Source organism: Glycomyces sambucus, assembly GCF_900102815.1.
Taxonomy (GTDB): domain Bacteria; phylum Actinomycetota; class Actinomycetes; order Mycobacteriales; family Micromonosporaceae; genus Glycomyces; species Glycomyces sambucus.
Genome location: NZ_FNGF01000002.1, coordinates 609025 through 629017 on the forward strand (window position 1 = coordinate 609025; position 19993 = coordinate 629017).

Here is a 19993-nt window from a genome sequence, read left to right on the forward strand (position 1 = left end):
CAAGCGTGCCCGCCCCGGGCGCGGCCCGCATCCATCGAAGGATGGAGGCCGGACCAGTCCGGCGTTCGATGGCGGGGCCCGCGGACCGGCGGAGTGTTGGCGTCGTGCACCGGCAGAGCGCCGGTCCGGAACCGAAGGAGCACCAATGAACGCGATCCACCTCCGCAAGCGCCTCGCCGTCGGGGCCGTCGCCGGGCTCGCCGTCGTCGGCGGCGTCGTGGGCCTGAGCGCCTACGCCGCCCCGGGGACCGAGGCCGAGCCGATCGACGCCGTCACGGTCGCCGAGGTCCAGGAGGGCGGGGTGCGCGGGGCGAGCGCCCTCACCCATGAGGCGGCGCTCGCCGTGCTCGACGCCGCGCAGGACAAGGCCGCCGAACTCGACCAGCGCGTCACCGTCGCGATCGTCGACCGCAGCGGGAACACCGTCGCGATGGTGCAGGGCGACGGCGCGGGCCCGCAGAGCCCCGACTCGGCCGAGGCCAAGGCTTACACGGCGGTGTCGTGGGGCCGGGCGACGAGCGACCTGACCGAGGCGGCCGAGGGCGAGGGCGCGACCATCGCCGACATCCCGGGGACGCTATTCCTCGCGGGCGGCGTGCCGGTGGTCTACGACGGCGCCCCGATCGCGGGCATCGGCGTCGGCGGCGCCCCCAGCGGCGACATCGACGAGGAGATCGCCCTGGCCGGACTCGCCGCGCTCGAGAACCTGGACGGCTAGTGCAGGCGCGCAAGGGGATCGGGCGCCGGGCGGCACTCGCGGCCGGGCTCGGCCTGCTCGCCGCCTGCGCCCCGGTCCCCGAGCCGCGGCACCGCGTCCAGGAGGGGCCGCGGCTGGGTGCCGACGGGCCGCGGCCGGGCATGGTCGAAGGCACGGTAAAAGGCACGGTCGAGGAGTGGAACGGGTCGCTCCTGGCGGCGGCCGGCGCCGGGGACGCCGAGGAGGCGGCCCGGCTGCTCGGGCGCGGCGCGCAGGTGGAGGTGCGGGACGGCGAGGGCCGCAGTCCGCTCATGCTCGCGGCGCTGGCCGACCGGGTCGCGGCGGCGCGGGCCCTGGTGTCCTGGGGCGCCGACCCGGACGCGCTGGACGACCTCGGGGACACGCCGTGGGTGACCTGCGGGGTCACCGGGTCGGTGGCGATGATGGAGGCGCTGCTGCCGGCCGGGCCGGACCTGTCGGTGCCGAACCGGCGCGGCGGCAGCCCGCTGCACCCGGCCGCCGAGCGGGGCCACGCCGACTACGTGCGGGAGGTGCTGGCGGCCACCGGGATCGAGGCCGTGATCGACCGCGTCAACTACAACGGGTGGACGGCGCTGCTGGAGGCCGTGGCACTCGGCGACGGCGGCGGGCCCTACCAGGAGGTCGTGGCGCTGCTCCTGGACGCGGGCGCCGACGCCTCGATCCGGGACCGGAACGGGCGCACCGCTATCGAGCACGCGCGGACCCGCGGCCACACGGTGATCGCGGAGCTGCTGGAAGGTGTCAGGTGAGTCCTTCGGCTTTGGCGATCCCGGCGATGTCGGCGGGGGTGCCGGACATGATGGTGCGGGCGTGGGCGGTGACGAGTTCCACCGGCCAGTCCCACCAGGCGGCGGCCAGGAGCTGTTCGATCTCGGCGTCGCCGAAGCGCTTGCGGATCGGCTTGGCGGGGTTGCCGCCGACGATCGTGTAAGGGGCGACGTCGGCGGTGACGACTGCGCCGGAGGCGATGATCGCGCCGTCGCCGATGGTCACGCCGGGCATGATCGTGGTGTTGTAGCCGGTCCACACGTCGTTGCCGACGGTGGTGTCGCCGCGGCTGGTCACGTTCATGACGATGTCGAGGGTGCTCTCGGCCCAGTCGCCGCCGAAGATCGCGAACGGGAACGTCGAGACCCCGACCATGGGATGGTCGGCCCCGGCCATGATGAACCTGGTGCCGGTGGCGAGCGCGCAGTACCTGCCGATGCGCAGCTTCTCGGGCCCGTATCCGTACAGGACGTTCCTGGTCTCGAACTCGGTGGCCGCGTCGGGGTCGTCGTAGTAGGTGTACTCGCCGACCTCGATCTTCTCCGAGGTGATGAGCGGTCTGAGGAACACCACCCGCGGCTGGCCCGGCATCGGATGCAGAACAGTGGGATCGGGGATCACGTGGTGCCCTTTCGTTCCGGGGTGTGCGGCTGCGGCACCAACCTACCGCCGCCGCCCCGGGAGGGCAGCCCTTTTATCGGGGGCGCAGTTCAGGGCGCGGTTCCGGCGCGCCGCGCCCGGTGGACGTGCCGTCGCCCGGGGCCCGCGGCCTGTCGACCGCGGGCCCCGGGTGCAAGCGGGGGTCCCGGAGCGGAACCGGTACTAGATGACCTGGCCGGTCTGCGACTGGAAGGAGTCGCCCTCGGGGGTGGCCTCGGTGGCGACCGAGTCGAGGAAGCCGTCGCCGTCCGTGTCGACCAGCGCGGTGTCGGTGACGCCGTCGGCGTCGGAGTCCACCAGGATCTCGTCGACGAGGCCGTCGGCGTTGTAGTCGGTGGCCACGACGTCGGCGAGGCCGTCCGCGTTGGTGTCGGTGGTGACCTGGTCGACGTAGCCGTCGGCGTTGGTGTCGTAGGAGACCTGGTCCACCAGGCCGTCGCCGTCGGTGTCGGACTCGTAGGTGTCGACCAGGCCGTCGCCGTCGGTGTCGGAGACCGCGGTCTCGAAGGAGCCGTCGCCGTCGGCGTCGATCAGGAGCTCGTCGGAGATCCCGTCGCCGTCCACGTCGTAGGCGACCCCGTCGGCCTGGCCGTCGCCGTCCGAGTCGACGTAGGTGGCGCCGTCGGCGGTGATGGTGCTGTCGGCGTAGCCGTCGCCGTCGAGGTCGAAGGTCTCCTCGACGGTGACGCCGGGGACGCCGGTGCTGTAGGACTCGTCCTCGGCCGTCACGTCCTCGGTGGCGGGGTCGGTCTCGTCGTAGGTGGTCTCGTCGTACTCGCTCATGGTGTCCTCCGCTTGAGAAGTGCTTGGGTTGATGAAGACGACTCTACGAGCACCGTGGCCCTCCCAGAATCCCCAGAGTGTGCCAACCGCCCCAGCGATCAGGCGGCGGCGCGCTGGAGCCGGAGCTGGCCGATCTCGGCGGCGTTCTTCATCAGCTCGGCGTTGACCCAGGCGGCGAGGTGGGCGGTGGTGAGCCCGGCGTCGGCGGGCCACGGGTAGGCCGAGGGGCGGTCGAGGTCGGCGGCGGTGAGGCCGTCGAGGATCGCGGCCCATTCCTCGCGCAGGCCGCGGAGCCAGGCGATCGTGAGGGCGCCGGGGCCTGGCCAGGCCACGTCGGCGCGCTCGCGCGGGGTGCGTCCGGCGAGGTGGTCGGCCGCGGTGGACCACCACCAGCCGAGGTGCCAGGTCAGCCAGGCGATCGTCGGCACGGGGACGGGTTCGGGCTCGGTGTCGGCCCAGTCGGGCTCCCATCCGCCCGCCGCGGTCGGGTGGAGCGTCCAGTGGACGGGCGCCGGAGCGTGGAGGAAGTCCTCGTCTTCGAGGCGGTCGAGGTGGTAGTCGAACAGGGCCCAGGTGAGGTCGAACTGCCAGCGCAGGAGGGCGGCGGGTGCGGCGGTGTCGGCGTCGATGTCGTTGTCGTTGTCGGCGTGCGGCATCCGCGCATCCTCGCACGGTGCGCGGGTAGGAGTCGACGGGTTTGAGGCAGAGAGCGCGGGGGCGCCGGCCGTGCCGGCGCCCCCGGGGCCGGGTCAGGCGGTGCCGGTGACGGTGCCGCCGGACTCGGTGATCGTGTAGGTCGCGGTCGCGCCGCTGTAGAAGTGGAAGGTGAGGGTGACCGGCTGCCCGTCGGTGACGGCGGCCAGGAACTCCGGTGTCAGGATGAGCGTTCCGGCGGCGTAGTCGGGCCGGAAGTTCGACCAGAACTCCTGGTACGGGGTCCAGGTGGCGGTGCCGGCGTTGGTGCCGTCGGCGTAGCGGGCCTCCATGGTGGCGAGGGTGTCGCCCTTGAACCGGGTGGGGATCGCGAAGGAGGCGGAGGGCCCGGTCGCGTTCGACAGGACCGGCGTGTCGGCGGTGACGATCTTGATGCGCCAGGGGACGCCCGCGGAGAAGCGGGCTTCGAGCTGCGCGTTGACGCCGTACGCGCGGTTCCCGGCGAGGCGGGTGAGCGCGGCGGCGGTGAAGGTGAGCGTGTCGCCGGAGACGGTGTAGTCGGCGCCTTCGGTGAGCCGGGTGCCGCCGTGCCACAGGCCGGTGAACTGGAGGCCGTTGCGGTTGAGGGTGAGCGACTTCGCGGTGATGGCGCCGCTGCCGGGCAGGTGCACCGAGTCGAAGGAGGCGGTGCCCGATCGGGTGGTGACGCCGGAGGCGAAGTACTCGTACATGTGCTGGTCGCGCCATTGCAGCGTACTGCGGTCGAGGAACTGGCCCGCGTCCCACAGCATCGTGGTGACGTCCTTGTCGCGGGCCTGGTACTCGGCGGCCTCGAAGAACTTGAGGAGTTCGCCGCTCTGGTGCACGCCGGGGCGGTTGTGGTCGTAGTTGAGGACGGCCCACTCCCCCATGATCACCGGGATTCCCGCGTCGACGAACGTGTCGTCGACGCGCTGGAAGGTGCCGACGAGGTCGGCCTCCACTTCGGCGTTGTAGCTGGTGCACCCGGCGATGTTGACGCTGAAGGGCCAGAAGCCGTAGAAGTGGATCGTGGCGGCGAGCATCGGGTCGTCGAGGCCGTCGATGGTGGCCTTGAGCGCGTCGAGGCGGGGCTGGTCGGCGTTGGTGACGAGGGTGGGCAGCACGAGCAGCCGGTCGTCGTTGCCGCCGCCGGAGCTGCGGACGATCTCGTGGAACACGAGGTTGAGCTCTTCGGTGAGGGCGTCGCCCGCGGCGCCCTCGGCGCCGGTGAACTGGGGCTCGTTGACGCTCTCGAAGGCGAGCCCGGCCGGGTGGTCCTTGAAGCGGTCGGCGATCTGGGTCCACAGCGCCTCGTACTTGGCGAGGACGGCGTCGTGGTCGGTGCCGAGCTCGTCGAGCCACATCCAGGAGTCGTGGTGGACGTTGAGGAGCACTTGGAGGTCGTGTTCGAGCGCCCAGTCGACGACCTGCGCGACCCGTTCCATGCGCGCGGGGTCGACGGTGTAGTCGGGGCCGGGGCCCATGTACTCCTCCCACGTGACGGGGAGGCGGATCGAGTTGAAGCCCTGGGACTTGACGTGGGCCAGCAGCTGCTCGGTGATGAGCGGGTTGCCCCAGGCGGTCTCGCCGCCGAGCGCGTCGAGGGTGTTGCCGACGTTCCAGCCCGGCTGCATGGCGGCGACCTGCTCCATCGCGGTGGCGCCTCCGGTCGGGGGCGGGGTGGTGGTGGGTTCGCCGATAGTGCCGTCGCAGGTGCGGCCGTTGAGCTCGAAGGCGGCGGGCACGGGGTTGGATCCGGACCAGGAGCCGTTGAATCCGAAGGAGACGGACCCGCCGGTGGCGACGGCGGCGTTGTAGCCCAGGTTCTTCGCGGTGACGGCGTCGCCGTTCGCGGTGGTCTCGGCGTTCCATGCCTGCGTGACGCGCTGGCCGGCGCCGAAGGTCCACTTCAGGGACCAGCCGTTCACGGGGTCGCCGAGGTTCTTGACGGTGGCGTCGGCGGTGAATCCGCCTGGCCACTGCGCGGTGACCCGGTAGTCGACCCGGCAGCCCTGGGCCGCCTGGGCGCCGACGGCGCCCGTGAGGCCGGCCGCGAGGATCGCGAGGACGGCGGCCGCGACGGCGACCAGCCGCAGGCGCGCTCTTCGGAGTGGTTGCGGGTGCACGTGACTCTCCTTGCCGGGCGGGGGGTATCGGGGCGCACGAACGTTCGCATCGACGATACTAAATATGGCAGTCGAGTGTCAATTAGTGTCCGCAGCAGGGGCGGGACACCGCTGGCTAGAATGCGCGGATGCCCCCTGAAGCCGAACGCGCGCTGCGCGCCGACGCCGCACGCAACGTCAAGCGGCTCTTGGACGCCGCGCGCGCCGTGTTCGCCGAGCAGGGTCCCGGCGCGCCCCTGGAGGCGATCGCCGAACGCGCCGGCGTGGGCACCCGGACCCTGTACCGCCACTTCCCGCACAAGGAGGCCCTGGTGCGCACGGCACTGCGCCAGACCGTGACCGAGCGCCTGCCCCCGATCCTCTACCGCACCCCGGACTTCGACCCGCGGGCCGCGATCCTCGTGGTCATGGAGGCGGTGCTCGTCATCGTCGAGCGCGAGCGCACCACCCTCGCGGCGGCGGCGAACCCCGCGGCGCTCACCGCCGAGGTCATCGAGCCCGCGCGCGGGGCGCTCGCGGATCTCACCGAGCGGGCCAAGGCCGAGGGCACCATGCGCGCCGACGTGACCGGCGACGACGTCGCCCACGTCCTGGGCCTGCTCGCGAACGTCCAATGGGTCGTGCCCGAAGGGGACGGCGGCTGGCGGCGCTACCTCGCGCTCGTCTTCGACGCCTTCGACCCCGCGGCGTCCACCCCCCTCCCGCCCGCCCCGTGAGGGGCGACGCGAACCGGCGCGAGCCGCGGCGCCTCCCACCCCTTCCCGCAGGCTCCGTGAAGGCCCCTACGGCTCCAGATCGCCCACCCCCTTCCCGGTGGGGAGGTCGAACGGGACGGAGACCTGGTCGTGCGCGATCAGCCACACACCGCCGGTCCGCTTGAGACCGAACGTGGCCCGGACCCACATGCCCGGCGTCGCGGCCCCGTTCCGCAGCGTCCCGGACAGGCGCCCGAACCCGTGCGCGAAGGCGACCGATCCGTCCGCGGTGACGCGCAGGCCCCGCAGTTCGTAGTCCACTTCGGCGAACGCCGCGAACACGCGCTCCCAGTTCTCCAGCTTCGCGGCCACGCCAACATGCTGGAGCGGCGGCTCGACGTCGAAGGAGACGACGTCCTCCTCGTAGCGGCGCGCCAGCGCGCCGAGGTCCTTGGCGCGGATCGCCTCCACTACCCCCGCGAGGAGGTCCCGGATCGCGGCCTCGTCAGACTCGTGCTCGGTCATGGTTCCCGTCCCTTCCATGGGTGTTCGGCCTCGCTGACTAGACGGGACAGCAGCCGCGAATGTGACCGCAGCGGAGCGTGACGGTCCGCACTCACCCGATCGGGGCAACCCCGGCCAGCGCCGCGTCTCAGCCCAGGGTGACGGCGAAGATGCGGTCGTCGTCGTCGGCGGGGTCGCCGCGGCCGTCGGTGTTGCTGGTGGCGAACCACAGGCGGCCGTCCGGGGCGGCGGTGACGGCGCGGAGGCGGCCGTACTCGCCCGCGTAGTACTCGGTGGACTCGCCCGGATCGGCGACCGGGACGGCCCGGAGGACCGCGCCGCGCAGGTTCGCGATGTAGACGGTGCCCTCGGCGATGGCGATGCCGCTGGGGCTCGCGTCGTCGGGGTTCCACTGCTGCACGGGGTCGATGTAGTCGCCGTCCCCTTCGATGCCCTCGACCTCGGGCCAGCCGTAGTTGCCGCCGGGGGTGATGACGTTGAGCTCGTCCCAGGTGTCCTGCCCGAACTCGGCGGCGAACATGGTGCCGTCGGCGGCCCAGGCGAGGCCCTGGGGGTTGCGGTGGCCGTAGCTGTAGACGAGGGAGCCGGGGAAGGGGTTGTCGGCGGGCACGGCGCCGTCGAGGGTCATGCGCAGGATCTTCCCGCCGAGGCTGTCGAGATCCTGGGCGTCGTCGCGGTCCCCGGCGTCGCCGGTGGTCGCGTAGAGCATCCCGTCGGGGCCGATCCCGAGGCGCCCGCCGTCGTGGTTGGAGGCGGCCGGGATGCCGACGAGGAGGGTCTCCCTGGCGCCGAGGGCGAGCGAGCCGGGCGCGCCAGTGAGGGTGTAGCGCTCGATGCGGTTGCCGTCGGAGCCGGTGGAGTAGGCGTACAGGCGGTCCTGGTCGTCCACGGCGAGGCCGAGGAGCCCGGACTCGCCGTCGTGGACGACGCCGGCGACCGTCCCGATGACGCGGGTGCCGCCGTTCGGGAGCAGTTCGAGGACGTCGCCGTCGTCGCGGTCGCTGACGAGCGCGGTCTCGTCGAGGAACGCCACCGACCAGGGCGTGTCGAGGTCGGCGGCGACCACTTCGGGGTCGCCGGTCGGCAGGAGCGCCGTCGGCGGGGCCGCGGCGGTCGCGGACGCCGACGGGGTCGGCGGCTCCGGGGACTCGGTGACCAGCGGCTTCGGTTCCGCAGTGCCGCAAGCGGTCAGCGCGACGCCGAGCGCCAGCGCGAGCGGTGGGAGGGTCCGGTGCCTCATGCGGTGCTCCTCGGTGCTGTCGCCGGGCCGTGCCCGGACAGTGCGGCGCCCCAGCATCCCATCAGGGGGCCGGGGCGCTCGGGTCGAGGTCCGCGGAGGCGGGTTACGGCGTCTGCTCGGTGTTGATCCTCCCCGGCCCGGCGTCGGCCGAGTCGGCGAGGCCGGCGCCGATGCCGGCGGCCGCGAGTGCCAGGGCGGCGGCCGCGATGAGGCGGCGGCGGTACGGGTGGCGCATCTTGAACGAGTGCTCAGGACGGTTGGACATGTCGGTGGGTTCCCTCGTCGATGGCTCGCCTGGCGACGGGTCCGGTGGGGACGGGTCGCGGGCGCTGCGTGGAACGGACTCTTCGGGCCCGCAGGAGTGGCGGGGATGGCCGGGCGGCGGGTGAGCGCGCGTCCGGCTAGCGCATCAGAGGTCGACAGAGGGCGCTCGCGGCGCGCATCTGATCGATTTCGCGCCGCCGGGTGAGTGTCGCGGCGGTTCGCATGAGGTCGACCTTACCAGGAACCCTATGTCTTCCATAGGACATCTTGGATGGTGGGACGTATGCGGACATCCGCCGCAAGTCATGCCAGGTGGTCGCGGCTGGTGCGGGACGGGACGACGGAGCGTGTCCGGGCCGCGACTCGACCCCTGACTTTCGTCAGGGGTGGTTCCGGACTTTGTGGGGAGGTCGCGGCTTCGCCGCACCAATAGCGTTCACGGGGAACCAAGAGAACGGAGCCACCCAGTGAACACCAAGGTCCCCAGACTCCTCGGCGCGGCGCTCGCCGTCGCGGCGGCCGTGGTACTGCCCGCCGTCCCGGCGCAGGCCGAGACCGTCCCCTCCCCTGAGGCGTTCGACGACTACCTGACCGGGCTGGTCGGCACTACCGGTGTGCCGGGCCTGTCGGCGGTCGTGACGCACGGTGCCGACACGGTCTTCGCGGCCGGGTACGGCACCGACTCGAACGGCGACCCGGTCACCGAGCACACCCCGATGCGGGTGGCCTCGGTGTCGAAGTCCTTCACCGCCATGGCGGTCATGATCCTGGTCGAGGAGGGCGCGATCGACCTCGACGGCACGGTCGCCGCGCAGCTCCCCGAGTTCGCGATGGCCGACCCGCGGGCCGGGGAGGTGACGGTCCGCCAGCTCCTCGACCAGACCTCCGGGTTGAACGACACCACGATCGACGTGGTCGAACTCGAGGACGCGACCTCGCTGGAGGACTACGTGTCGCGCCTGGGCGACGACGGCCTCGCCGCCGACCCCGGCACCGACTGGGCGTACTGCAACGTGAACTTCAACGTCGCCGCCCGCCTGGTCGAGACCGCCTCCGGGCAGCCGTTCGCGGACTTCATGCGCGAGCGCGTGTTCGCGCCGCTCGGCATGGAGGACAGCGCGACCCGCGACGAGGACGTGCTGCCCGGCCTCGGATCGAACTCGCTGTTCGGGCTGTGGATCGACCGGGAGGAGGTCCCCGGCTTCCTCGACGACTCCGGCAGCGGCGGGATCATCACCAGCGCCGCCGACATGGGCCGCTGGCTCGCGAGCCAGAACGGCGAGGGCCCGCAGCTGGTGAGCGCGGCCGGCCTGGAGGCGATGCACGCGCCCTCGGAGGTCCAGGACTACGGCATGGGCTGGGGGATCGAGTCGGACGGGTCCTTGGCCCACTCGGGGAACCTCATGACCTACAACGCGGTCGAGTGGATCGATCCCGAGACCGGCTACGGGGTCGCGGTCATGAGCACCGGGGCCGGGCTGACCGACGTCACGTGGGCGGCCATGGAGGGCCTGACCGCGATCGCCGCGGGCGAGGACCCGGCCGAGCCGGGACGCGACCGGCAGCTCATCGAACTGGCCCTGGGCGTCGTGGCGCTGGCCGCGGCCGGGCTCGGGGTGCTCGGGGTGGTCCGCTCGCGCCGCTGGGCGGGGAAGCGGGCCGGGCGCCGGGCGTGGCGGACCGCGCTGCGGATGGTGCCGGTGCTCCTGCCCGCGGTGCTCTTCGCGGCCTACCCGGCCGGGGTGTCGTTCATCTCCGGCGGGCGCACGGTCCCGTGGCCGCAGATGTTCTACTTCGCGCTGCCGCTGACGGTGACCTTGATGGTCGCGGCGGCCGCGGGGCTCGCGGTGGCGGTGGCACGCGTGGTGCGGCTGCGCTCGGCCGGGCGCGCGCCGGCGGAGTCGGTAGGCTCGGCGGCGTGATCATGGGGGCGGTACTGGCGGCGATCGCGCTGGCGGCGGTGGTGAACGGGCTCGACACCGAGGCCCTGCCGATGTGGCGGCAGCTCCTGTTCCCGGTGCTGGCCGTGCTCGCCTACGTGCACGGCCGCCGCTGGGCGGGCCGCTGGGGGGCGTGGGTGCTGCTCGCCTCGGCGCTGGTCCCGGCGGGGATCGCCTTCGTCAGCTTCAACGACGCGGTGAGCGCCTTCCTGGTGCTGGCACTGTTCGTGATGCTGCCGTGGCTCGCCGGCCGGTACCGCCGCCAGCAGGTGGAGCTGTACGAGGCGGCCACCGAGCGGGCCGCGCGGCTCGAACGCGAACGCGAGCTGGTGGCCCAGCGGGTGCAGGCGCAGGAGCGGGCGCGGATCGCGGCCGACCTGCACGACTCGGTCGGGCACGACCTGGCGCTCATCGCCCTCCGGGCGGGCGCGCTGGAGCTGGCGCCGGGCCTGCCGGAGGCGAACCGCGGGGCCGCGGCGGCGCTGCGCGCCAACGCGGTCGAGGCCACCGACCGACTCCGGCAGGCCCTGGGCCTGCTGCGCGACGAGGCCGCGCCGGTGGCGCCGTTCGACGAGCCGGTGCGCGACCTCGTGGAACGCGCGGCAGAGGCGGGGCTGGACGTGCGGTTGGAGGCGGAGGCCGAACCGGTCGGCGCGGTCGTGGACCGGGCGGTGTACCGGATCGTGCAGGAGGCGCTCACCAACGCCGCCAGGCACGCGCCGGGGAGCGCGGTGACGGTCCGGGTCGAACGCGAGGACCGGTCGGTCCAGGTGGCGGTGGTCAACGACGCGCCACCGGCCCGGCCGGCGCCGATCGATGCGGCGTGGCCGAGGACGGCGCGCCCGGAGTCGGTTGCCGCGCCCGGGAGGTCGGCCAGGTTCGGAGCGGTCTCGGGCGCCGACGGGCCGGGTCTCGCGGGCCCTGCGGGCTCGGCACTTGCGGGCTCGGGCCTGGCGGGATTGGCGGAGCGGGTGCGGCTGCTCGACGGGAGGTTCGAGGCCGGGCCGAAGGACGGCGGGTTCTCGGTGAAGGCCGAGATCCCGTTGCGGGGGAAGGCGTGAAGATGATGCCGGATGCAGAGGTTTCGGGACGGGGCGACAGACGATGGGGCCGGAGTCGCAGGTCGCGGCACGAGGGGCGCCAGAAGACTGGAGGCCGGGACACCGGGGCGGGGGAACGTATGACGAAGGCATCGGAAACCGGGGACCGGTTGCGGGGGTGCGCATGATCCGGGTGCTGCTGGCCGACGACGAGGCCATGATCCGGGCAGGGGTGGCCGCGATCCTGGCCTCCGACGAGGAGATCGAGGTGGTCGCCGAGGCGCCGGACGGGGCCGAGGCGGTCGCGCTGGCGCAGGCGCACCGGCCCGATGTGGCGCTGCTCGACATCCGGATGCCCCGGATGGACGGGCTCGCGGCGGCGGCCGAGATCCGCCGCACGGTGCCCGGGACGGCCGTGTCGATGCTGACGACGTTCGACGAGGACGAGTACGTGATGCGGGCGCTCGCGGAGGGCGCCAACGGGTTCATGCTCAAGGCCGCTGATCCGCGCGAGTTCGTGATCGGGGTGCGGGCCCTCGCGGAGGGCGCCGCGTTCCTCTCCCCCCGGATCGCGCAGCGGGTCATCGCGAAGATGGGCGCCGCGGGCCTCACCCGCCGCACCCCCGGCCTCGACAGGATCGGAGTGCTGACGCCCCGCGAGCAGGAGGTCCTCGGGCTCCTCGGCGAAGGGCTCTCGAACCACGACATCGCGGGACGGCTGTTCCTGTCCGAGGGCACCGTCAAGGGCTACGTGAGCGCGATCCTCACCCGGCTGGGTCTCCAGAACCGGGTCCAGGCCGCGATCCTCGCCTACGAGTCGGGCCTGGTCACGCGGCCTTAGCGGGGGCCGGCGGCGCGAATGCGGTCGCGCCACCGGATCGCGGTACGCGACCGGGAGCGCGGCCGCCGTCGACACGCGACCGTCGCCGGCTCAGGCGGCGGGGCGCTCCAGTTCGGCCTCGATGGCCTTGCGGATCGCCGGGTCGTCGGGGGTGACGCCGGGGGCGAAGCGGGCCACGACGGCGCCCTCGCGGTCGAGGAGGAACTTCTCGAAGTTCCACTGGACCTCGTCGGCGGCCTCGCCGTCGATGTCGGGCCTGCTGCGCACCAGCTCGGTGTAGAGCGGGTGGCGGGTCTCGCCCGCGACGCTGATCTTGGCCATGAGCGGGAAGGTCACCGCGTAGTTGACCGAGCAGAACTCGGCGATCTCCTCGTCGGTGCCCGGCTCCTGGCCCATGAAGTCATTGGCGGGGAAGCCGAGGACCGTGAAGCCCCGCTCGCGGTACTCGTCGTAGGCCGCCTGGAGGCCCGCGTACTGCGGGGTCAGCCCGCATTTCGACGCGGTGTTGACGACCAGGAGCACCTGCCCGCGGTAGTCCGCCAGGCTCGCCTCCCCGCCGTCGTTCCGGTTGAAGCCGATCGCCGTCAGCGCCTGGTCGCTCATCTGGTCCCTCTCCTCGGTCCGGTTCCTCCGGCAAACCTACCCGCGGGCGCCGACCGGAGGGCGGCCCCGCCCGGTGGCGGGGCCGCCCTCCTCCGCACCCGCTAAGCGCGGGCGATGGCGATGTTCGTGCTGGAACGGGCGCCCGCCTCGTAGAACATGTACATGCGGCCGTTCTCCTCGGCGAAGCTCGGCGCGGCGGCCCGGGTGGCGACCGGGTCCTTGTAGAGGACGCCCAGGTGCTCCTCGCGGTCGAAGCCCGTGCCGACCCGGGCGACGCGGATCGCGCCGTCGCCGCCGTGGAAGACCACGTGCCCGCCGCCGTTCTGCGACCAGTAGTGCGCCCCCGAGACCTGTCCGCCCTCGCCCGCGGCGGGCGAGATGAGCGGCTGCTGCTTGAACTGCCAGCCCGAGGTCAGCGAGTGCGACCAGCCGATGAAGATCTTCCTGGTCCCGGCCTGGTTCCCCATGAACAGCATGATGTTCACCCCCGACTGCGTCGGATGCGGGAAGACCCGCGCGTAGGACGCCTCGGTGACGTTGGACGGGAGCATCGAGGTGTGGAGGACCGTGCCGCCGTAGGTGAAGCTGCGCCCGTCGGTGGAGGTGGCGACGCGGGTGGTGCGGTTGTCGCCGTGGAAGTACAGGTACATCCGCCCGTCGGCCCAGTGGGCGTGCGGGCTCGACACGTGCGGCACCGTCGGGTAGTGCGGCAACCAGGTATTGGAGATGATCGGGTTCGCCGAGTACTCCTTCCAGGGCCCGGCGAGGGAGTCGGCGTAGGCGAGGCAGATCCCGCCCGGGTCGTCGTGCGGCGCGTAGTACATGTACCAGGCGCCCAAGGGGTTCTGGACCCGTCCGGCCACGTGCCGGATCGAGGGGAAGATGATCTCCCGCCGGGCGGGCGCGTAGCTGAGGGTGCTCTTGTCCATCGCCGCGCCCAGGCGCGTGAAGGTCGGGAAGCCGGCGGGGACGGCGGCCGCGGGGGCGGCGCCGAGGGCCGCGGCGGTGCCGAGGGCGGCCGCCCCGAGCAGCAGGCCGCGGCGGCCGAAGGGTCGTCGTTCGGCGTCCATGACGCTCTCCTGTCCGGCCCGGGCGGTCGCCGCCGCGCTCCGGTGCGCGGCGGTGCAGAGGCACCGCGGCGGGCCTGTGGAGGACGAGTCTCCGGTCCGGGGCGAGCGGAGGTCAAGATGATAATACGAATTATCATCTTGACGGTCCCGGAAGCGGCCGTGCAACATGATCACACGCACCAGTGGTTATACGCATTATCCCCTCGCCCGAGAAAGGCCCCTCCGTGACCGGACCCCGCCGCCGCGTGACGCAGCGCGACATCGCCCGCATCAGCGGCGTCAGCCAGGCCACCGTCTCACTGGTGCTCAACAACCGCCTCGACGGCGGCGTCAGGATCGCCCCCGAGACGCAGCAGCGGGTCCTCGACGCCATCCGCGAGACCGGCTACGTGGCCGACCCGGTCGCCCGGCGCCTCGCCGACCAGTACAACCGCATCATCGGCGTGTTCACCTACGAACCCGTGTTCCCCTCGGGCGCAAGGGACTTCTTCCACCCGTTCCTCCTCGGCCTGGAGGAGCAGGCCGAACGGCTCGGCTGCGACCTGCTCCTGCTCACCAGCGCGCCCGTGGAGGGCGGCCGCAGGCGCATGTTCGCCGACGGCAGCCGGATCCGCCTCGCCGACGGCTGCGTCCTCCTGGGCCGGGAGGTCGACCGCGGGGACCTCGAACGCCTGGTGGGCGAGGGCATCCCGTTCGTGTCCGTGGGCCGCAGGGACGACGCGGGCGGGCCGGTGCCGTACGTCGGCGCCGACTACCCGGCCGCGGTCGCCGCGCTCGTCGAACGCGCGGCAGCCTTGGGCCACAAGCGGATCGCCTATGTGGGCCGCGGCGAGGGGCCGGAGTCCTACGCCGACCGCCTGCGCGGGTTCCGCGCCGCCGCGGCGAAGGCGGGCGTCGAGTACGGCCGGATCGCCGCGGTCGCACCCGAACCGCTCGACGCGGCCGTCGCCGGTGGTGTGACGGCGCTGTTCCTCGAAGAGCCCGCCGACGCCCCGGCGGTCACCGCCTGGGCCGGCGCGCGCGGCCTCCGCGTCCCCGACGACCTCTCCCTCGTCGCCCTGGGCGACCCGACCCGGCCGGTGTCGATCGACCTCGACGTCGCCGGCTTCACCATCCCCCGCCGCGAGATGGGCCGCCAGGCCCTCGACGTGTTCTTCGCGCTCATCGAGGGCGCGGAGACCGACGTGCAGCGGCTGCTCCCGTGCGAGCAGCACGACGGCGCGACCCTCGCGCCGGCCCCCACCGGAAGGAACCGATCTTGAAGCAGGAACTGCAAGCCGACATCCTCGTCGTGGGCGGCGGGCTCGGCGGCACCGCCGCCGCGCTGGCCGCGCTGCGCGCCGGCAGGCGCGTCGTCCTCACCGAGGAGTACGACTGGATCGGCGGCCAGCTCACCAGCCAGGCCGTCCCGCCCGACGAGTCGTCCTGGGTGGAGCAGTTCGGCGTCACCGCCTCCTACCGGCGGCTGCGCGAGGGGATCAGGGAGTACTACCGGCGCCACTACCCGCTCACCGAGGCCGCCCGCGCCAGGCGCGACCTCAACCCGGGCGGCGGCCACGTCAGCCGCCTGTGCCACGAGCCGCGCGTGGCCGTGGCGGTCCTGGAGTCGATGCTCGCGCCCTACCTCGGGTCCGGGGCGCTGCGTCTGCTCCAGCCGTACCGGCCCGTCGCGGCCGACGTCGACGGCGACCGGGTCGAGGCCGTCACCCTCGCCCACCGCGACTCCGGTGACCGGATCACCGTGTCCGCGCCGTACGTGCTCGACGCGACCGAGACCGGGGAGCTGCTGCCGCTCACCGGGACCGAGTACGTCACCGGCTTCGAGTCCGGGAGAGAGACCGGCGAGCCGAGCGCGCCCGACGAGGCGCAGCCGGACAACATGCAGGCCGTCTCGGTGTGCTTCGCGATCGACCACGTCGACGGCGACCACACCATCGACAGGCCGGCCGACTACGGCTTCTGGCGGGACTTCCGCACCGACTTCTGGGGCGGGAACCTCCTGGGCTTCCGGGCCCCGAACCCGCGCACGCTCGAAGCCGCCGAGCGGACCTTCGAGCCCAACCCCGGCGACGACCCGCTCGCGGTCGTGGGCGACCAGCGCCTCGGCGGCGGGGACATGAACCTGTGGACCTTCCGCCGCATCGCCGCCCGCGACAACTTCACGCCGGGCGCGTACGCCAGCGACATCACCCTCGTCAACTGGCCGATGATCGACTACTTCCTGGCGCCGGTCATCGACAACCCCGACGCCGCACTGCACCTGGAGCGGGCGAGGGACCTGTCCCGCAGCGTCCTGTACTGGCTCCAGACCGAGGCGCCGCGCGCCGACGGCGGCACCGGCTGGCCGGGGCTGCGCCTGCGCGGGGACGTGACCGGCTCCGCCGACGGCCTCGCCCAGGCCCCCTACCACCGCGAGTCGCGGCGCATCAAGGCCGAGTACACCGTGGTCGAGCAGGACCTGTCGGCGGCGGTGCGCGGCGACAAGGGCGCCGTCTCGTACCACGACAGCGTGGGGATCGGCATGTACCGCATCGACCTCCACCCCTCCACCGGGGGCGACAACTACATCGACGTCGCCTCCTGCCCGTTCGAGATCCCGCTCGGCGCACTCCTGCCGGTGCGGGTCGACAACCTCCTCCCCGCCGGGAAGAACCTCGGCACCACGCACATCACCAACGGCTGCTACCGGCTCCACCCGGTGGAGTGGAACATCGGCGAGGCCGCCGGGGCCCTCGCGGCCTTCAGCTTCGAGCGGGGCCTGCCCCCGCGCGCGGTCGGGGACGACCCGGCGCTGCTGGCCGAGTTCCAGGACCGCCTGACCGCGCAGGGCTTCGAGCTGCGCTGGCCCGACGTCGCCGCCTACTGACACTTTGACAACGCCGTCAACCGAAAGGAACGACCCCTGATGAAGCACGCACGGATACTGCTGGCCGCCGCGGCGGCCGCGCCGCTGGCCCTCGCCGGCTGCGGCGGCGGCGAGGACGACGGGCCGGTGACGCTGCGCATGACCACGTGGTCGGCCAGCGAGGACCACCTCGCGATGCTCGACGAGATCGCGGACGCCTACATCGCCGACCACCCCGACGTCGAGGCGATCGAGTTCGACCCGCTCCCCTTCGAGGGCTACACGAGCACGCTCACCACCCAGATCGCCGGCGACAACGCCCCCGACCTGGCCTGGATCCTGGAGAGCGCCGCGCCGGACTTCGTCTCCAGCGGCGCGCTCGTGCCGCTGGGCGACACGCTCTCCGAGGCCGAGGGCTACGAGTACGACGACCTCGTGCCGGCCGCCACCGAGCTGTGGCGCGAGGGCGACGAGCTGTACGCGTACCCGTTCTCGACCTCGCCGTTCGGGGTGTTCGTCAACAACGACCTCCTCACCGCCGCGGGCCAGCCGACCGCCGCCGAGCTCGTCGCCTCCGGCGAGTGGACCTGGGAGCGGGTGGTCGCGGCCGGCGCCGCCGTCCACGCCGCCACCGGCACCGACGGGCTCGTCATCCGCGACTTCGACTACTCCGGCTGGGACAACCTCTCCACCCTGTGGACCGGCTGGGGCGCGCGGGCGTGGAGCGAGGACGGCACCGAGTGCGGCTTCGACGACCCGGAGATGACCGAGGCGCTCACGTTCATGCACGACGCGGTGTTCGCGCAGGAGGCCATGCCCGGCCCCGGCACCACCGCCGACTTCTTCGCGGGCGAGGCGGCCATGACGGTCACCCAGATCTCCCGCGCGGGACTGCTCGCGGAGGCGCCCTTCGGGTGGGACCTCGTGCCGCTCCCGGCCGGGCCCGCCGGCGAGTACTCCGTCATCGGCCAGGCCGGACTCGGGGTCCTCACCGTCGCCCCGCACCCGGAGGAGGCCGCGGACTTCCTGGCGTACATGACAAGCCCCGAGAACTCCGCCAAGCTCGCCCAGTACTTCCCGCCGCCGCGCGCCTCGCAGCTCACCGCCGAGGTCCTGGGCCAGGCCAACCCGCTGCTGACGCCCGAGCAGCTCCAGACCGTCGTCATCGACCGGATCGACGAGGGCGTCGTCAAGCCCGGCCACACCGGCCAGGCCCAGCTCGACCAGGCCGTGCGCGCCGCGCTCGACCCGCTGTGGACCCCGGACGCCGACGTCGCGGGCGTCCTCGCCGAGCTGTGCACCGCCATCGACCCGCTGCTGGCGCAATGACCTCCACGCGAGAGCGGACCGCCGTCCCCGGCCGGGAGCAGTCCCGGCCGGGGCGGCCCGGGTGGTGGACGGCGCGGCGCCGCGACCACCTCGCCGGATTCCTGTTCGTCGCCCCGCAGCTCGCCGGCACGCTCGTGTTCGTGCTGGTGCCGCTGGGCCTGATGTTCTGGTACAGCCTCCACGACTGGAACGTCCTCGCCGGGGGCTTCACGTGGACCGGCGGCGAGAACTACGAGCGCCTGGCGCAGGACCCGGCCCTGCCGGGCGTCCTCGGCGCCACCGCCGCGTTCTCGCTGGGCCTCGTGGCGCTCAACCTGAGCCTCGCGCTGGTCCTGGCGATCCTGCTCAACCAGAAGCTGCGCGGCACCGTCGTGTTCCGCACGATCTTCTTCTCCCCCGTCGCCGTGACGCTGGTGGCGTGGACGATCGTGTGGCGCTTCCTGCTCCAGGACGACGGCGGCGTCAACGGCCTGCTCTCCACGGTCGGCGTCGAGGGCCCGAACTGGCTGCGCGGCGAGACCACCGCGATGATCGCGGTGGTCGTGGTGCAGGTCCTCAAGAACGTGGGACTCAACATGGTCCTGTTCCTCGCGGCCCTGCAAGGGGTCCCGAAGGAGCTGTACGAGGCGTCGACCATCGACGGCGCCGGGGCGTGGACCCGGTTCCGGCGCATTACGATGCCGATGATCAGCCCCACGATCCTGCTCACCTCGATCATCACCGTGGTCGGCTCGCTCCAGGTGTTCGCCCAGATCGACGTGCTCACCAGCGGCGGGCCGGGCACCTCGACCACCGTCCTCGTCTACTACCTGTACCAGAACGCGTTTCAGTTCCACGACTTCGGCTACGGCGCGACCCTCTCGGTCCTGCTGTTCGCGATCGTCCTGGTGCTCACCGTGATCCAGTGGCAGATGCGCAGAAAGTGGGTCGTCCATGAGGACTGAGCGCCGCACCACCGCGCGCTCGCGGCGCGCGAGGCTCTGGCTGTACGGGCTCCTGTGCGTGCTCGCCGTGCCGTTCGTGTTCCCCACCTGGTGGATGGTCACGTCGAGCCTGAAGTCCGCGAACGAGATCTTCGCGTTCCCGCCGACCTTCGTGCCGACCGACCCGTCGCTGAGCGCGTACGGGCGCGTGTTCGAGTTCGCGCCGTTCGCCGCGCAGTACTTCAACAGCATGTACATCGCGGCCGCCGTCACGGTCGGGACGCTCGCGGTGTCGTCGCTGGCCGGGTACGCCTTCGCGCGCATCCGCTTCCCCGGACACAACCTGCTGTTCCTGGTGGTCCTGGTGGGCCTGCTCATCCCGAGCGAGGTCACCATCGTGCCGCTGTTCCAGATGTTCAACGGGCTCGGCCTGGTCGACACCCACTGGCCGCTGCTGCTCGTGCCGGTCTTCGGCGCCCCGAGCGTCCTCGCGACGCTCATCATGCGGCAGTTCTTCATCGCCCTGCCCGTCGAGGTCGAGGAGGCCGGGCGCATGGACGGCCTCGGGCGCCTCGGGCTCTACTGGCGGATCGCCCTGCCCCTGTCGCGCCCGGCCCTGGGCGCGGTCGCGATCTTCTCGTTCCTGCACTCCTGGAACCTGTACCTGGAGCCGGTCGTGTTCCTGTCCACACCGGAGAAGTTCACGCTCCCCCAGGCGCTCACGCAGTTCACCGATGCGTACGGCGGTCCCATGTGGGACGTGCAGCTCTCGGCGGCGACCCTGTCGGCGCTGCCGGTGCTCATCGTCTTCGTCGTGGCGCAGCGCCAGTTCGTCGAGGGCCTGGCGCACACGGGCCTCAAGGGCTGACAGCGGACGAAGCGGTGCCCCCGGCCATCGGCCGGGGGCACCGCTGCACGTTGTTCCAG

Annotated in this window: 20 protein-coding genes; 11 read left to right on the forward strand and 9 right to left on the reverse strand. The window is 72.7% G+C overall.

The window, feature by feature from the left end; all coding sequences use genetic code 11:
• Nucleotides 1-145: 145 nt before the first annotated feature.
• On the forward strand, nt 146-718 hold the full coding sequence (locus tag BLS99_RS07975; protein WP_091046516.1) for a GlcG/HbpS family heme-binding protein: 573 nt from the start codon (nt 146-148) through the stop codon (nt 716-718).
• Nucleotides 718-1488: an ankyrin repeat domain-containing protein gene (locus tag BLS99_RS07980; RefSeq protein ID WP_245712184.1), complete on the forward strand. Its 771-nt coding sequence runs from the start codon at nt 718-720 to the stop codon at nt 1486-1488. The genes BLS99_RS07975 and BLS99_RS07980 overlap by 1 nt, the downstream gene beginning before the upstream one ends.
• On the opposite strand, the gene BLS99_RS27355 is transcribed toward BLS99_RS07980, so the two are convergent.
• The 4 genes from BLS99_RS27355 to BLS99_RS08000 all read right to left on the reverse strand — a co-directional run bounded on the left by BLS99_RS27355 (nt 1481) and on the right by BLS99_RS08000 (nt 5751).
• Entirely contained in the window at nt 1481-2098 is a 618-nt protein-coding gene (locus BLS99_RS27355) for a CatB-related O-acetyltransferase (protein WP_143034715.1), read from the reverse strand. The genes BLS99_RS07980 and BLS99_RS27355 overlap by 8 nt on opposite strands.
• Nucleotides 2099-2329: 231 nt before the next feature.
• Nucleotides 2330-2950, reverse strand: coding sequence for a hypothetical protein (locus tag BLS99_RS26110; protein WP_176953251.1), 621 nt, complete (start codon nt 2948-2950; stop codon nt 2330-2332).
• A 98-nt stretch (nt 2951-3048) separates the two neighbouring features.
• Nucleotides 3049-3606, reverse strand: coding sequence for a DinB family protein (locus tag BLS99_RS07995; protein ID WP_091046525.1), 558 nt, complete (start codon nt 3604-3606; stop codon nt 3049-3051).
• Nucleotides 3607-3699: 93 nt separating this feature from the next.
• On the reverse strand, nt 3700-5751 hold the full coding sequence (locus BLS99_RS08000; RefSeq protein ID WP_091046528.1) for a cellulase family glycosylhydrolase: 2052 nt from the start codon (nt 5749-5751) through the stop codon (nt 3700-3702).
• 128 nt (nt 5752-5879) lie between these two features.
• On the opposite strand from BLS99_RS08000, the gene BLS99_RS08005 reads away from it, so the two are divergent.
• Nucleotides 5880-6467: a TetR/AcrR family transcriptional regulator gene (locus tag BLS99_RS08005; RefSeq protein WP_091046532.1), complete on the forward strand. Its 588-nt coding sequence runs from the start codon at nt 5880-5882 to the stop codon at nt 6465-6467.
• 66 nt (nt 6468-6533) lie between these two features.
• Here BLS99_RS08005 and BLS99_RS08010 read toward each other — a convergent pair whose 3' ends face one another.
• From BLS99_RS08010 to BLS99_RS26115, 3 genes are all read right to left on the reverse strand, one after another.
• Nucleotides 6534-6971 carry a YybH family protein gene (locus BLS99_RS08010; RefSeq protein ID WP_091046535.1) on the reverse strand — a complete coding sequence of 146 codons (438 nt, stop codon included), beginning with the start codon at nt 6969-6971 and terminating at the stop codon, nt 6534-6536.
• 127 nt (nt 6972-7098) lie between these two features.
• Complete coding sequence (locus BLS99_RS08015; protein WP_091046537.1) at nt 7099-8211, reverse strand: PQQ-dependent sugar dehydrogenase; 1113 nt, start codon at nt 8209-8211, stop codon at nt 7099-7101.
• Nucleotides 8212-8314: 103 nt separating this feature from the next.
• Nucleotides 8315-8476: a hypothetical protein gene (locus BLS99_RS26115; RefSeq protein WP_176953252.1), complete on the reverse strand. Its 162-nt coding sequence runs from the start codon at nt 8474-8476 to the stop codon at nt 8315-8317.
• 466 nt (nt 8477-8942) lie between these two features.
• Here BLS99_RS26115 and BLS99_RS08020 point away from each other — a divergent pair, with 466 nt between their 5' ends.
• The 3 genes from BLS99_RS08020 to BLS99_RS08030 all read left to right on the forward strand — a co-directional run bounded on the left by BLS99_RS08020 (nt 8943) and on the right by BLS99_RS08030 (nt 12296).
• A complete protein-coding gene (locus BLS99_RS08020) occupies nt 8943-10397 on the forward strand; it encodes a serine hydrolase domain-containing protein (RefSeq protein WP_091046540.1) in 1455 nt (484 codons plus the stop codon).
• Nucleotides 10398-10399: 2 nt separating this feature from the next.
• The gene (locus tag BLS99_RS27360) at nt 10400-11476 is read left to right on the forward strand and encodes a sensor histidine kinase (RefSeq protein ID WP_091046544.1); all 1077 of its coding nucleotides are present in this window, start codon (nt 10400-10402) and stop codon (nt 11474-11476) included.
• A 163-nt stretch (nt 11477-11639) separates the two neighbouring features.
• A complete protein-coding gene (locus BLS99_RS08030; RefSeq protein WP_091046547.1) occupies nt 11640-12296 on the forward strand; it encodes a response regulator in 657 nt (218 codons plus the stop codon).
• A 90-nt stretch (nt 12297-12386) separates the two neighbouring features.
• On the opposite strand, the gene BLS99_RS08035 is transcribed toward BLS99_RS08030, so the two are convergent.
• Entirely contained in the window at nt 12387-12899 is a 513-nt protein-coding gene (locus tag BLS99_RS08035; protein WP_091046551.1) for a glutathione peroxidase, read from the reverse strand.
• A gap of 101 nt (nt 12900-13000) precedes the next feature.
• Nucleotides 13001-13969, reverse strand: a complete 969-nt coding sequence (locus BLS99_RS08040) for a glycoside hydrolase family protein (protein ID WP_091046555.1) — start codon at nt 13967-13969, stop codon at nt 13001-13003.
• Nucleotides 13970-14193: 224 nt separating this feature from the next.
• On the opposite strand from BLS99_RS08040, the gene BLS99_RS08045 reads away from it, so the two are divergent.
• Genes BLS99_RS08045 through BLS99_RS08065 form a run of 5 tightly spaced genes read left to right on the forward strand, consistent with a single transcriptional unit; the run spans nt 14194 to nt 19934 of the window.
• Entirely contained in the window at nt 14194-15231 is a 1038-nt protein-coding gene (locus tag BLS99_RS08045; RefSeq protein ID WP_091046558.1) for a LacI family DNA-binding transcriptional regulator, read from the forward strand.
• An 8-nt stretch (nt 15232-15239) separates the two neighbouring features.
• The gene (locus BLS99_RS08050) at nt 15240-16835 is read left to right on the forward strand and encodes an FAD-dependent oxidoreductase (RefSeq protein WP_091047826.1); all 1596 of its coding nucleotides are present in this window, start codon (nt 15240-15242) and stop codon (nt 16833-16835) included.
• A 39-nt stretch (nt 16836-16874) separates the two neighbouring features.
• Entirely contained in the window at nt 16875-18143 is a 1269-nt protein-coding gene (locus BLS99_RS08055; RefSeq protein WP_091046561.1) for an ABC transporter substrate-binding protein, read from the forward strand.
• The gene (locus tag BLS99_RS08060) at nt 18140-19087 is read left to right on the forward strand and encodes a carbohydrate ABC transporter permease (protein WP_091046564.1); all 948 of its coding nucleotides are present in this window, start codon (nt 18140-18142) and stop codon (nt 19085-19087) included. The genes BLS99_RS08055 and BLS99_RS08060 overlap by 4 nt, the downstream gene beginning before the upstream one ends.
• Nucleotides 19077-19934 (forward strand): carbohydrate ABC transporter permease, encoded by an 858-nt coding sequence (locus BLS99_RS08065; RefSeq protein WP_091046568.1) that lies wholly within the window; start codon nt 19077-19079, stop codon nt 19932-19934. The genes BLS99_RS08060 and BLS99_RS08065 overlap by 11 nt, the downstream gene beginning before the upstream one ends.
• The last annotated feature ends 59 nt before the right edge of the window (nt 19935-19993 follow it).